General features: G+C 70.0%; 11 protein-coding genes. 7 read left to right on the top strand and 4 right to left on the bottom strand.

The genetic code is table 11. From position 1 onward, the window contains the following. The first annotated feature begins 223 nt into the window (after positions 1–223). The 3 genes from OG730_RS41865 to OG730_RS41855 all read left to right on the top strand — a co-directional run bounded on the left by OG730_RS41865 (position 224) and on the right by OG730_RS41855 (position 2,234). Positions 224–529 carry a hypothetical protein gene (locus OG730_RS41865; protein ID WP_327309825.1) on the top strand — a complete coding sequence of 102 codons (306 nt, stop codon included), beginning with the start codon at positions 224–226 and terminating at the stop codon, positions 527–529. Then, positions 526–906, top strand: a complete 381-nt coding sequence (locus tag OG730_RS41860) for a fic family toxin-antitoxin system, toxin component (protein ID WP_327309824.1) — start codon at positions 526–528, stop codon at positions 904–906. Before OG730_RS41865 ends, OG730_RS41860 begins: the two co-directional genes overlap by 4 nt. An 863-nt stretch (positions 907–1,769) precedes the next feature. Continuing rightward, a complete protein-coding gene (locus OG730_RS41855; RefSeq protein WP_327309823.1) occupies positions 1,770–2,234 on the top strand; it encodes a hypothetical protein in 465 nt (154 codons plus the stop codon). 92 nt (positions 2,235–2,326) lie between these two features. Here OG730_RS41855 and OG730_RS41850 read toward each other — a convergent pair whose 3' ends face one another. From OG730_RS41850 to OG730_RS41840, 3 genes are all read right to left on the bottom strand, one after another. Further along, positions 2,327–3,223 carry a hypothetical protein gene (locus tag OG730_RS41850; RefSeq protein WP_327309822.1) on the bottom strand — a complete coding sequence of 299 codons (897 nt, stop codon included), beginning with the start codon at positions 3,221–3,223 and terminating at the stop codon, positions 2,327–2,329. 682 nt (positions 3,224–3,905) lie between these two features. After that, a complete protein-coding gene (locus OG730_RS41845; RefSeq protein WP_327309821.1) occupies positions 3,906–4,805 on the bottom strand; it encodes a hypothetical protein in 900 nt (299 codons plus the stop codon). A 207-nt stretch (positions 4,806–5,012) separates the two neighbouring features. After that, positions 5,013–5,747, bottom strand: coding sequence for a TniQ family protein (locus OG730_RS41840; protein ID WP_327309820.1), 735 nt, complete (start codon positions 5,745–5,747; stop codon positions 5,013–5,015). 328 nt (positions 5,748–6,075) lie between these two features. On the opposite strand from OG730_RS41840, the gene OG730_RS41835 reads away from it, so the two are divergent. Genes OG730_RS41835 through OG730_RS41825 form a run of 3 tightly spaced genes read left to right on the top strand, consistent with a single transcriptional unit; the run spans position 6,076 to position 11,414 of the window. Beyond that, positions 6,076–6,759: a DnaE2-dependent mutagenesis accessory factor ImuA' gene (locus OG730_RS41835; protein ID WP_327309819.1), complete on the top strand. Its 684-nt coding sequence runs from the start codon at positions 6,076–6,078 to the stop codon at positions 6,757–6,759. Between the two features lie 7 nt (positions 6,760–6,766). Continuing rightward, entirely contained in the window at positions 6,767–8,290 is a 1,524-nt protein-coding gene (locus OG730_RS41830) for a DNA polymerase Y family protein (RefSeq protein WP_327309818.1), read from the top strand. Then, a complete protein-coding gene (locus OG730_RS41825; protein WP_327309817.1) occupies positions 8,283–11,414 on the top strand; it encodes an error-prone DNA polymerase in 3,132 nt (1,043 codons plus the stop codon). Before OG730_RS41830 ends, OG730_RS41825 begins: the two co-directional genes overlap by 8 nt. A gap of 201 nt (positions 11,415–11,615) precedes the next feature. On the opposite strand, the gene OG730_RS41820 is transcribed toward OG730_RS41825, so the two are convergent. After that, the gene (locus OG730_RS41820) at positions 11,616–12,560 is read right to left on the bottom strand and encodes an ATP-dependent DNA ligase (RefSeq protein WP_327309816.1); all 945 of its coding nucleotides are present in this window, start codon (positions 12,558–12,560) and stop codon (positions 11,616–11,618) included. A 126-nt stretch (positions 12,561–12,686) separates the two neighbouring features. Between OG730_RS41820 and OG730_RS41815 the strand changes: the two genes are divergently transcribed. After that, complete coding sequence (locus OG730_RS41815) at positions 12,687–13,874, top strand: cytochrome P450 family protein (protein ID WP_327309815.1); 1,188 nt, start codon at positions 12,687–12,689, stop codon at positions 13,872–13,874. Positions 13,875–13,951: the final 77 nt, after the last annotated feature.

Here is a 13,951-nt window from a genome sequence, read left to right as displayed (position 1 = left end):
GAGTCCAGCCGACCGACTCCCTCCCCGGAGTCGCAGTCTGGGTCGCACCGCCCGTGCCCTGAAGCCCGCCACTGACACGCTCCGAACAGCCGACCCTTCCCAGGCACTGACCAGGGAGTCTGCTGCACCTGGCAGCAGTAGGCACGGCCCGGTCCCACCTGGGCGTGCGTCAGTCGCGCAGATCGCTCGTCGGGATCATGATCACGCTGGTACCGTCGCTCCTATGGAGCAAAGTGACGGACTGCCGACGGGATTCAGCCCGGACGAGTACGACCGGGTGGCGAAGGCGGCACGCGTGGTCGGAAAGTCGCCCGAGGCGTTCGTGCGTGACGCGGCCCTGGACGCCGCCGATGACCCGTTCCTCGACGCGCTGACGCGTGCCCGTAAGAGCGTTGCACGCCTCGCGCCCGCATTCGCGGAGCACAGCGAGGAGCCTCGGCCCGAGGTCACACCTGGCCTTTCCTTCCCGGATCCGGCGCCGCTCGGCAGCCGTGACCTCGGCCAGGCACACCAGAGTCACGCCGCGTGACCCGGTTCCTCACCCCACCAGAGCTGCTGCAGATCGCCCAGACCCTCCCCGGCGACCCGGCATGCCGCGATCTGGGAATCCTCGACGCTGTCTGTGCCCGAGCGCGAGCCCACTACATGCACCAGGACGTCTACAGCTCCCTCTGGCTCAAGGCAGCCGCAATGCTCGAGACGATCGTGCTCCACGAGCCGCTGGAGAAGAAGAACCACTTCTTCGCATGGCTTTGCGCCGAGACCTTCCTCGCAACGAATGAGGTCTACATGACCTATGAACCCGAGGACGCCCTCGCCCTCGTTCTGCGAATCAAGCACAAGGGCATCGACGACCTGCGCGAGGTTTCCGCCCAGCTGCGCGCCTGGACCATTCCGGCGCCCTGAGCACGCCCCATCCCGGCTCCGCCCGGAGCTCACGCATCACGAGAGACGCAGCTGATGATGTCCACGGCAAGCAGGCCTGCTGTCAGGACCGACAGCTACTGGGTGCTTCTGCACGAGCTGGCCGACGGTCTCGTGGGTACCGCTCGACAGCGGCGAGATGACGCTGACGCGGCCGGCCCCGCAACCATGAGGCGACTCCTCAACATCGGATACGGTCCCGGCGGCGTCCTGGACCTGTCCGCCATCGTCGTCCTCATGCTGATCGACGCATGGCCCGACCATGCCCGAGACCCACAAGGAAGGCCGGATCCGGCTGCGCTCCTCGCGAGCTCTGCCGCCCGCGCGCCCGGGACGCCAACCGCGCTCCGAAGCGGCCCCTTCTCCATGGCCGAGAGGCCCAGCCGCCAGCAGCATCAAAGAGCTCGGGAGCTCGAGCAGGCAGTCGCCAACGCGCTCAGGGTTGACCCGACCTGCCGTACCGCACGGAGCGCAGCACGGCAGGCTCTCGCTGCGTGCGGCCACACGGTCAGGGAAGCCACGGGGATCTACGCATCTGTCTGTGACCTGGTCTCGTGCCTGAACCCCACCCCGGAAACGGACTGACCAAGAGACCGGCCCGAGACCGCGGAACGAACCCGAACCAGCGCGCAACCGCGGGAATCGAAGGCCAGGCACCGCGGGGAGACGCGGCGTGCTCCACCCACGCTGGCCCGGACACTCGCGCCGGTGACCTCCGGCCGCCAGGACGCTGTACCAGTCAAGCGCCGACTGGCCCCGCCGGTGACGGCGGGACCGCTCACGGCCATTGTCGGAGGCTCCGCCTACGCTGGCGGCATCCCCGCCGACCAGCCCGAGGAGCGCCGATGCGGCCTGAGCGTTTTCGCGAGTTCGCCGAGTCGGCTCTGGCCGCCGCGCCCGGGGTCGCCGAAGTGCAGCGATGGGATGGCCGGCCTCTTGGGCTGGCCGTCACCCTCACCTCCGGATCCCGAGTCTGGATCGGAATCACCGGTGTGCTCAACCCCGGAGCCAAGCACCGCGACGCCGACGTGCCCGTTGCGGGAGAGGCCCCGACGCCGGTGGCTTGGCCCCAGCTGTACGACGACCAGCAGGCCACGACCCCCGAGCTCGTCACCGGTTACCTGGCGGCAGCGATCGTCAACAGCGGGAACCACGAGATCCGTGAAGCCTGTGCATACGGAGCGGCATCCCGGCACCCCGGCTTCGGGGCGGCCTTCCATAATGAGGCCCGGGCCTTCTGCCTCATCACGCACACCGCGCGAGCGGGACAGAACCTCGGGCCTGAGTACCGGCTTCAGTCCCGCTTCTGACGAAGGCGCCCGGATCGGCGCGAACGGTAGACCGTGATGGCTTCGCGTGCCCGCACGCTCGGCTGGCCGATCTACCCGCCCTCAGCGATGTCTCACCGTTCTGGGCTGGGCCAGCTTCGCAACTGAGTCTGGATCTCGCTGCGCTCCGTCTCCTCACGAGCGAGCACGGCACGGTGAACAGCAGGGTCACGGTGCCGTTCGATTGCCGCCCTCACGATGTCGGCCAAGATGTCGGGAGGCAGAGCCTCGGCCTGGGTTGTTGCCGCGCCCGAGAACGAGCGGCGGTCGGACGGCTTCGGCGGAGCGGTCGGCAGACCGTAGCGGGCAACCTGCTCCGCGGTGACTGCGACCCGCTCGAACTCCACCACGGCGCCGGCGGCCGCAGCGAACGCGACAACATCCTCGGCCAGCGAGCTGAACAGGTGCTCACCACTCTGGTCGTAGTCCCCGAGGTGCAAAACCCTTGTCTTAAGGCCTCCAGCAACCGCCCGCTGCGCCGCATCGTGCTTGCCTGCCAGGCCGTCGAACCCTCCTCCTGAGAAGCAGGCGATCCCGAAGCCAGCGCCGAGCCGAGCGAGCTGCGGCACCATGCCGATGGCCTCGCACCACAGCTCTAGCCGGACGGGCTGGCCCGCCTGCCGATCAACCCGGTACTCATCCGCGGCCGCCTTCACCGTCGCCCAGAAGTCAGCCGGGCCGTCGAAGGCCTGGGGGGCCTGGACGGCGACCTGAGTGTCGTCCCGGATCACTTCCCAGCCGATCCGGCCTGAACGGCGTGCCATGCCGACGTACTCGCACATTCGCTTGTAGTCCCGTTCGGTCTTGGCCAGCACTCCGTCGCTGACGAGCACGTAGAACAGCTGGCGCAGCGAGACCGGCAGATGGTCCCGGTAGCGGTCGAGAACGACGTCGACCGCGGCCAGGACGCGCAAGGTCTCCCGCTTGGGCCGCCAGTGCGGCTGCGGACCGCGTGGGCGCTTGTTCGGCACGACGACTCCCTGTCTCCAGAGTCCGCCATGGCGTCCTTCTGCTCAAGAGGGTCCGAAGACCGCCGCTGACCTGCTCCGCCGCGCAGCCCGTGTCACCCTCCGTCTGTGCTGCCGACTGGCCCGCGCCGGAGAGGTCTCGGCACGCGGGGCAGGATGCCGCTGACCGCGGCCTGGTGGGGATCCAGTGCTCGCCTGACCACCATGGACCAGTCCGTAGCGGCGAAGAACGGCTTGTCGGTCAGATGAACGCTCCACTCCAACAAGGCTGTCCAGGAGCGAACCCGTTCCACCGGGATCGAGTAGGCGCCCGTGGGTGCGCGGCCGCACCGACGGTGACGGGTCACCCACCGGATGCGCCTGCCAGCGAACACCCCAGGCCCATCGGTCCTTCGCCACCACTGCTCCAGCGTGCGCTGAGCAGCGGAAGCGTTGACTTCCAGAACACCAGCGCCGTTCTCGATCAGCTGTAGGCAGCGATCACATCGCGCAGTCAGTTCCAGATCACCAGTCATCGCAGCTCCCGCACGTACATGCCGTGGGCACGCCCTACCCCGTGGGACTCGCCGCCATGCCACGCTGGGCCTCCGGCCGGAGGCCCAGCGTCTGAAGTGTCGCCTGTGGCGCCTGGTCGGCCGGGGACGAGCCCGTCCGCGCGCACCCTGCACAGGGAAGCGTGCCGGGGCTATTGGTTCCCGGGTGCTGTGTGCGCTCTGATCGGGGACCGTGCCAGGGGATGGCGGGCGTCAGACGTCGGTCCCGGAATGTGCAGGGAGAACCAGCGGCGCAGACGCAGAGGCGGATGCCGGTTCAGCGCCCACAGTGCGTGGAGGCTCCGGACCGGCCACCGCAGGTTCCGTTCGTCGGCGAGGTCGGCGGTCCACATGGCGGCGACCGACGCACGGCCGCACGCGCGGATGGCCGCGAGGTCACAGGCCAGCTCCGACCACCAGCGGAAGGCGCGAGTAGCGAGCCAGGCAGCCAGCACAGTCAGCGAGGTGGCAACCAGGGGGAGCAGTCCTGCAGCAAGTACGGATACCGCGACGGCGCAGCTCTCAACGGCGAGTCTGCCACGGGTGTCGTTTCGGCGGATGTGCGCCAGCTCGTGTTCGAGGACGGCCGGCAGGTGGTGGGTGTAGTGCGGGTGGAACCAGCGTGCGCCGAGCCAGAGATGGCCGGCATTGCGGTAGCGCGCGGAGCGGGCATCGGCGAAGGCGTCGCGGGGACGGGGCAGGCCTATGGAGATCCGGTCCAAGCCGTTGCACGTCGCGTATGCGGTGACGTGCTGATCTGTCTGCTGCATGCGCTGTGCGAGTGCGGTGTACAGGGCGGTGGGTTCTTCAGGCGGTGTGTGCGGCCGGACATAGAGATCCCAGGTGGTGAACTGAGCAAAGTAGCCTCCTGACACTGCGCGCTCCTGTGTCCGGCGGCCGCTCAAGGCCCACGTGGCTGCGGCGAGAACCGTGCAGTACGCGGCCACGGCAGGGTGCGTCGAATGGCGCGCCGTGGAGATCACTTCGCCGATCGTCACGAGGGTGACGACGATCAGCGGCCAGTGAGTCCACACCTTCTCCCCCATGCGCATGCCGCCACCGTAGGGGGTGGACCGTGAAGGGGCTTCGCCTTTTGCGGCCAGCGGGGGTGCGGTCCCCGTCGCGGCCCTGCTGGCCAGGACCGCACCCCTCGCCGTCGAACGTACCTCCGGCGCGGGAGACCGTGCGCAGAGCGCCCGCGCGAGGCACCGCAGCCCTCTACGTCCCACGCTCGTGCTGCCGCGCGAGCAGGACATCAGTCACTCGCCGGTGGCGCCCCGCTCCGGCTGAACTGACTGGTGACTGGGGGTGATCCCGAGTTCCGTGAGGACGTTGTCGACGAGGTCGCCTGCTGCGGGGAGCCGACGCCCGTCAGCGGGCCACGGCAGGTCGACGAGGAAGGGGTCGTCGAGTGCAGGGCTGGGCCAGCCGAGACTTTGGGGCGGGTCCATGTCCATCATGAGGATCCGCTGTCCGCCCGACTGGGCCAGGAGACGGGCCAGCTCCGGGGCCTCCGTGGTCGTCTTGTCTTGTCCTCCGCGCCGGAAGCTCTTGGCATCCAGCACCCCCAGCACCTGCCGCGCCCGGGCCTGAAGGTCCGAGACATCGTTGGCAACGGAGGCCGGACCGCTAAGGCCTCGAGCCTGGACCAAGGCCATTCCTGTGGCCGCGCACAGGGCCCGGACTGTGCGCTCGGGCAGTCCGGCATCGAGCTCCTCCAGGCGCTGCGAGGCCGAGGTGCCGGGTTCGAGTCCGAGGAGCTCCATCGCCCGGTGCTGCTGAACACCGAGGCGTGCGGCGACTCGCCGGACGTAGCCCTCCAGCCGCTCGCCGGGGCGGGGGAGGGGAGCGGCAGGAATCCGGTCGGGGAGGCGAAGCCGGCGGCCGGCGCGGGCAGCGACGGCCTTGCGGGCCTCGTCCAGCGACATACCGGGGTGTTCCCGCTGGTACGCGCGTACAGCGCGGCTCTGCTCACGCTTGCCGGGGTTGGTCATGACGTCTCACATTCCTCGGCCTGCTGCCCCACACGCACCGGCCGTCCAGGAAGGAGGGCATGACGAAATCGTTCGCGCGAGTCTCAGACGTCTGCGGCCCTCCGCGACGGTGTGGGCGTCGTGGTGTGGTGGACCGGGCGCGGCGCGGTTGCCCTGGTGGTGCTTGGTCATCGTAGCGACCGCAGCGGACAGCGGAACAGGTGCCGTCGGCACGCAGCCCTGAGGAGCTCGGCGGGGTGAGCGCTCCACCGATCCACCGGGACACAAAACGATCATCGAACGATAGTGCGAATTTGATTAATTCGAACTTGTGCGCGAAATTCAAGGTGTGCAGGTAGTACCGGTTGCGAGGGAGCGGGCGGAGCGAGACGGCGCCGGTCAACCGGGGCAGTCACCGCTCGGCGCCCTGCTGCCCGGCGGCCGGATCCGCCCGGGCACGGCGGTATCCGCGGGCGCGGACATGCCGCTGCTCTTGGCGCTGGCCGCCGAGGCCTCCGCAGGGACGGCCGGCTGGGCAGCCGTGGGGCTGCCCGGGCTCGGACCGCGAGCGGCCGCAGATGCCGGACTGGATCTCGGCGCGGGCCTGTGGATCGACACTCCCGGACGAAGCTGGCCGCAGGTCCTGGCCACCGTGCTGGAGGCAGTCCCCGTCGTCATGGTCGGCCACCTGCCCCCCGCGCCGGACCGTGTGCTGCGCCGACTGTCCGCGGTCATGCGCCGCAGCGGCGCGGTACTGCTGGCGGCCGCTGCCTGGGACGGAGCCGACGTGCGGCTGCAGGTCACCTCGGCGACATGGGACGGCGTCGGCGAAGGCTTCGGGCTCTTGCGGGGGCGCCGTGCAACGGTCCTCTCGACGGGCCGCGGCGCGGCCGCGCGAGCCCGGCATGCAGATCTGTGGCTGCCCGGCCCCGACGGCCGGGTGGCTCCGGTCAGCTCCGACACGGACACCGCCACGGGCGGGATGCCGGACAACACTGCCGTGAGCCGACCAGTTCTGCGGGTGCTGGGATGAGCTCCTTATGGGCAGGGTTTTGTCGCTCTGGGTTCCGGACTGGCCGATAGCCGTCGCGGGATTCCCCGATGACCTCCCGGTCGCAGTGGTCTCCGGTGGGGCCGTTCTGGCGTGCTCGGCCACCGCGCGCAGGGCCGGAGTCCGCAGACGAATGCGCCAGCGGGTAGCTCAGGCCCGCTGCCCCCAGCTTCAGATCATCGACCGCGACCTCGAAGCTGAAGTACGAGGCTTCGAGCCGCTTGTCCGCCGCCTGGAGACGGAAGTCCTCCCGCACCTGGAGGTGATCCGCCCCGGCCTCCTCGCGGCACCCTCGAGGGGACCATCCCGCTACTGGGGTGGGGAAACCCAGCTCACCGACCGGCTCCGTGCAGCCACCGCAGAGGCAGGCCACAGGGCGGAGGTCGGGCTGGCCGACACCATGTTCGCGGCCGCGCTTGCCGCCCGGACAAGTCAGAACGTGCCTGCGGGCGCGACTGCGGCGTTTCTGGCCCCGTACCCGGTCGGGGTCCTCGGGCTGCCGCGGCTGAGCGAACTGCTTCAGCGCCTCGGGCTCAGCACCGTCGGCGCCTTCGCCGCACTACCCGCAGACAGCGTGACCGCCCGCTTCGGTGCTCCGGCCGCAGCCGCACACCGAACCGCCCGCGGCCTGGAGACCCGCCCGCTCACCGTGCGACCGGGCGGCGAGGAGCACGTCGTAGCTCGCACCTTCGAACCGGCCGAGATACACGTCGAGCGGCTCACCTTCGCCGCGAAGGCACTCGCTGACCAACTCCACGAGGATCTGTCGGCAGCCGCAGCGGTGTGCGCGCGCCTGGAAGTGCGCGCCGATCTCGCCCACACCGGACAGAGCCTGTCCCGAGTCTTCCGCCACGAGGGGCGACTCTCCGCGCTGGCAGTGGCCGAACGCATCCGCGGCCTGGTCCAGGCCTGGGCAGACGCCGGGGCCCTCGGCACGGGGGAGGACGGCGGCATTACCCGCCTGATGCTGCGCCCCGAGGACCTGGGACCGGCCGCGGGGCGGCAGCAGGCGCTGTTCGGAGAGGCTCTGACCCCGCTCGAAGTGGAGCGGGCGGCAGCGCGTGTGCAGGCGCTCCTTGGCCACCAGGCGGTGACCCGGGTCGAGATCGGCGGCGGCCGCGGCCCGGCCGAGCAGATCCGGCGCATCCCGTACGGGGATGACGACACCCGCCGACGTCTACCGGCTGGTCCCTGGCCGGGCCAGTTGCCCGCACCACACCCTTCCACCGTCTTTCCCCTGCCTCTGCCAGCGACCCTGACCGACGTCCACGGTGCCCGGGTGGTGGTCTCCGCGCGCCTCCTCCTCCCGGCGCCGCCATCCATGCTCGGCGTTGAGGGCTACGGCGAGGCCCGCGTCACGGGGTGGGCCGGGCCGTGGCCCGTACTCGAGCAGTGGTGGGAGGCAGGACAAGCACGCCGGATCGCACGGATGCAGGTCACTACCAGCGACGGCCGCGCCTGGCTGCTGGTCATCGACGAAAGCCGGTGGGCTGCGGAGGGGCTCTATGGCTGACCGGATCGCTACCGTCCACACCCTGCCCCACCACGCCGCTGATACCAGCGACGGGGGAGCGCTGCCGTGGGCTGAACTCCACGTCCACTCCAACTTCTCCTTCCTGCAAGGCGCGGCCGATCCGCGCGCGCTCACCGACGAGGCGGCCCGCTTGGGCATCACCACACTGGCGCTCACCGACCGCGACGGGCTCTACGGCGCCCGTCGCCTCACCCAGGCTGCCCGCGAGGCCGGCATCGCCACCGTGTTCGGCGCCGAGCTCACCCTCGGCGACCCCGAACTCGGGACGCCAGTAGTCATCGCCCGCGACCTGGAAGGCTTCTCCCGGCTCTCGACCGCGATCAGCGAAGCCCAGCTGGCCGGCACCAAGGGCGCACCCCGCTACGACCTCGGCGCACTCACGGCCGCCGCGGCCAGCGGACACTGGACCGTCCTTCCCGGCTGCCTCACCCCCGACGAGCACAACACGATCCCGGACGTCACCACCATCGCCTCCCGCCTCGACCGGCTCACCAGCATCTTCGGAGCCGGGACGGTGGTCGCCGAACTCACCGACCACCACCTCCCGATCACCTCCCTGCGCAACGACCTCACCTACGTCGCCGCCCGCCGCACCGGCTGCGAGATCGTGGCCACTGGCGCAGTCCACTACGCCCACCCCAGCCAAACCCGCCTCGCCCAGGCCCTCGCCGCACTGCGCCGACGGCAAACCCTCACCGCCGCCGCCGGCCACCTCATGCCCGCCCCCACCGCCCACCTGCGCTCCGGCACCGAGATGGCCCGCGCGCTCGCCCGCTACCCCGGCGTGTGGGAAGCCACCGTCGAACTCGGCCGCCAAACCGCCATAGACCTCGGCCAACTCCAGCCCGAGCTACCCGGCTTCCCCACCCCCGACGGGCACGACGAAGACTCCTGGCTCCGCCACCTCGCCGAGACCGCCTGCACCACCCGGTACGGACCACGCACCGATTCCGCGGCAGGCGCGGCATGGCGCCAGCTCGACCACGAGCTCACCATGATCAGTGCCCTCGGCATGGCGGGCTATTTCCTCATCGTCTGGGACATCGTCGCCTTCGCCCAGCGCTCCGGCATCTGGTGCCAGGGCCGCGGCTCCGCCGTGAGCTCGGTGGTCTGCTACGTCCTCGGCGTGACCGGCGTCGACCCGATCCGCCACGGCCTCCTCTTCGAGCGCTTCCTCCACCTGGAGAAGAGCGACCCCGACATCGACGTCGACTTCGAAAACGGCCGTCGCGAAGAGGTCATCCAGTACGTCTACGACCGGTACGGCCGCGACCACGCGGCCCAGGTCGCCAACATCATCACCTACCAACCGCGTCTGGCCATCCGAGACTCCGCCCGCGTCCTGGGCTACCCGGCGACGCGGATCGATGAGATGACCCGCCACATCCACCACCAGCCACCCGGCCCCGACTCCGCCATCCCCGACGACGTCCGCACACTCGCCGCCCAGCTCCACACCCTGCCGCGCCACCTGGGCGTCCACTCCGGCGGCATGGTCCTCACCCGCCGGCCCATCGCCGAGTTCATGCCCGTGGAATGGGCAACCGCACCCGGCCGCTCAGTCCTCCAAGGCGACAAAGACGACGCGGCCACAGCAGGCTTCCTGAAGATTGACCTCCTCGGGCTCGGCATCCTCGCCGCCATCCACACCGCCTGCGACCTCATCACCGAGCACCACGGGACCACATACGACCTAGCAACCATCCCCCCGGACGACCCCGAGGTGTACGCGATGATCGCCCGAGCGGACACCATCGGCGTCTTTCAGGTCGAGTCCAGGGCGCAGATCTCGATGCTGCCCCGCCTGAAGCCGAAGACCTTCCAAGACCTCGTCATCGCCGTCTCCCTCATCAGACCTGGCCCAATCCAGGGGGGCGCTGTCCACCCCTATCTGCGCCGACGCTCCGGGCGCGAACCCGTCACCTACCCCCACCCGCTGGCCCGCAGCGCCCTGGAGAAGACCCTCGGAGTCGCCCTCTTCCAGGAGCAGGCGATGCGCCTCGCGATCGACTGCGCCGGCCTCAGTCCGGGAGCCGCCGACCGGCTCCGCAAAGCCATGGCCGCCAAGCACTCCGCGGCGAAGGTCGCCGCACTACGCAATCAGCTGATCGAGGGCATGCGCGCCCGGGACATTGACGAGGACACCGCAGCCGAGATCACCCACATGATCGAGGCCTTCGCCGACTACGGATTCCCCGAATCCCACGGCCAGTCCCTGGCCCACCTGGTCTACACGAGTGCCTGGCTGCGCTGCCACTACCCCGCCGCCTACACAGCCGCCTTGCTGGTCAACCAGCCGATGGGCTTCTACAGCCCACTCAGCCTCATCGGCGACGCCCGCCGCCGCGGCATCACCGTACGCGGCGCCGACATCCACGCCTCCGGCATCCACGCCACCCTCGAACCCGACCCCACCTCGCCAACCGGACAGCCCGCCATCCGCCTCGGTCTGGCCTCCCTGCGCCACCTCACCACCGAAGCCGCCCAGCAGATCGTGACCACCCGCCCGTTCACCAGCCTCGACGACTTCGGCCGCCGTACCCGACTCTCGGCCCGGGCCTACGAAGCCCTCGCAACCGCAGGCGCTCTCACCGGATTCGGCATCGACCGCCGCGAAGCCCTGTGGAGCGCCGGAGCCCTCACCCATGCCACCGAGAGCCAGCTGCCCGGCGCCGCGGAAGCGCACACCCCGCCCCACCTCCCCACGATGACCGTCGTCGAGCAGACCTTCGCTGATCTGTGGGCCACGGGAGCCTCACCCGACACCCATCCCGTCCAGCATCTTCGCGACCACCTCGGCCGCTGTGGCGCCACCACCGCAGCCGACGTGCGCCACCTCGCCGACCACTCCGCCGTTCTCCTCGGCGGGCTCGTCACCCATCGCCAGCGCCCACCCACCGCCAAGGGATTCTGCTTCCTCAACGTCGAGGACGAGACCGGAATGGCGAACGTCATTGTTCCGCCGTCCGTCTGGGACCGCTACCACAGAGTTGCCGTCGACCATGCCGGACTCCTCATCCACGGCACCGTCCAACGCGCAGACGGCGCCATCAACATCCGAGCCCACCGACTCGAGCCACTACGCCTGTCCCAAGCGAGCTGATCCACGCCGCTGGCGGTTCTACACGCACGAGGCCGAGTACGGAGCAGTGGGCCGGCCGCGAGCATTGCTCCGCAGTAACCCCAGGCGCTTCGACCGCGTACGCGCTGCGTTGTCGCTGCACCGCTCGGCTCGGATGCAGGTCGGCCCGCCCTCCTGCATCGGCACGCCACGCCAGTCAGCGACCCGGTCCTCAGGGCCCGTTCACTGGGGGATGGCGAGGTCCTCAGGCCGTAGATCCCCCCGCACACGACGAACGCGAGGACGATGCCGGTATCGGCCGAACTCCAGCGCAACCTGGTCTGTTTCGATCTCCACCACGACCTCAGGCACCACGGGTCGATAGCGCACCGGATCCCCCCCGGGCAGACCACCCACCACACCAGGCAGCTCGGCCTCCTCCTCCCCGACAGCTTGCAGGACAGCAGCAAGCTCGCGCCGGACACCAGGAGCGACAGGAAGACTGACACCTACCGCCCGCATCTGCCCGCGGCGATCCGGCCGTCCCAGCACCAAGCACTGGGTGCCGGCGCTTCGTCCGCTCACACCCAGTACGACAGCCTCCGTTGAATGGGTCTGACGCCACTTCAGCCACCCTGACGCGAGACCGGCGGCGTAGGGCCGGTCCGGTTTCATGACGATTCCCTCCACCCCACCGAGCGCCCCCACCCAGCCCTGCGCCACACTCACATCGTGGGACACCGGAACCGGCCGGATGGACGCCGGAGCAGTGTCGAGCAGCTCCAGGAGGTGGCGCCGCCGCTCTGAGTAGCGCAGGCGCCGCAGATCCGCCTCGTCAACCGCCAGGACGTCGAACACCGCGAGGTGGACGCTGAAGTCTTCCCCGCGGCGGCGCCCCCGGGGCGAGCGCGACTGCAGAGAACCGAACGAGATCGTGCCGTCGTCGAGAACGGCGACCAGCTCACCATCGAGAACGCAGGGCGGCAGAGACCGGGAGGCCTGCGCGACATCGTCGAACCTGGACGTGAGCTCCGTGGCGTGCCGACTCCAGATCCGGCCGGACCCCGCCAGGACCTGACACCGCCATCCATCGAGCTTCGGCTCTGCGGCCATTTCCCCGGAGGTGGGCACGCGATCGACAGGCCGACAGGCCGCAAGCGGCACCGGCAGGGCAAAGGGCAGCGTCATGTCCGGATGCATTCCCGCTCGATCGCCACCCTCGCGAACCGTGCACTACTCTCCCCCGCCAGGGGACTGCCAGTCGGAGCCCCCGTCGCCTTCGCAGTGCCCCCACGGCCTGGCTAGGGTGACTCCATGGATCTTCAGGGCGACCTCATAAAGAACCCACACGCCGCGTACCAGCAGCTGCGCGACACTGCGCCCGCACAGCGAATCGCTGGACCCACCGGAGAGCCGGCATGGCTTGTCACCCGGTACGACGACGTCCGCGCAGCCCTCGCGGATCCACGGCTCTCCCTCGACAAGACCAACGCCGCCGAAGGCTCATACCGCGGCCTGTCCCTGCCGCCGGCCCTCGACGCCAACCTCCTGAACATGGACCCACCCGACCACACCCGCATCCGCAAGCTCGTCAGCCGCGCCTTCACCCCCCGCCGTGTCGAAGCGCTCCGCGGCCCGATCCGCCGGACCGCTGACACGCTGCTGGACGCCCTCGGAACGGACGGCCGGGCCGACCTCATCGCGGCGTACGCAGCCCCGCTGCCGATCACCGTCATCTGCGACCTCCTCGGAATCCCAGAGGAGCACCGCAGGGATTTCCGTGCCTGGACGAACGAGCTGATCGCACCGGACCCCAGCCGCCCCCAGGCCGCCAAGCAAGCGATCGGCGCCATGATCGCGTTCTTCGCCGAGCTCATCGCCCACAAGCGGCAGCACCCTGGCGACGACCTGCTCTCCGACCTGATCGCGGTCCGCGACACCGACGGCGACCGGCTCAGCGAGGACGAACTGACGTCGCTCGCCTTCCTCATCCTCGGCGCAGGCTACGAGAACACCGTCCAGCTCATCGGCAATGCGGTGCACGCCCTCCTGAGCCATCCCGAGCATCTGGCAAGCCTCCGTGCGGACCCGTCGAAGCTCCCCGCGGCAGTCGAGGAACTGGCACGCTACGAGGGACCAGCGCTTCTCGCGATCCGTCGCTTCCCCACCCAGGACGTGACCATCGCAGACGTCACCATCCCCGCAGGAGAAACCGTCCTGCTGTCGCTGGCCGCAGCCAACCGCGATCCCCAGCGCTTCTCCCACCCCGAGCAGCTCGACTTCGACCGCGACGCCTCCGGCCACCTGGCCCTGGGCCATGGCATCCACTACTGCCTCGGCGCGCCCCTGGCTCGCGTCGAGACCGAGATCGCGCTGGCCGCACTCCTTGAGCGGTTCGCCACCCTGACTCTGGCCGAGCCCGACCCCCGGTGGCGGCCGTCCCAGCGGGCCCGTGGCCTTCTCGGCCTCCCGGTGGAGTACAAGGCGACGCCGCCAGCGTGAGCGCGGCGTGACGGGCGTGTCGAGGTCTCATGTACTCCGGCCCCGATACGGCTGTGGGCCGCATGCGTTGTGTCGCA

This window comes from Streptomyces sp. NBC_01298, from assembly GCF_035978755.1.
GTDB lineage: Bacteria > Actinomycetota > Actinomycetes > Streptomycetales > Streptomycetaceae > Streptomyces.
The sequence above is the reverse complement of the archived record's forward strand: the minus strand, read 5'-3'. Positions and strand labels throughout refer to the sequence as shown.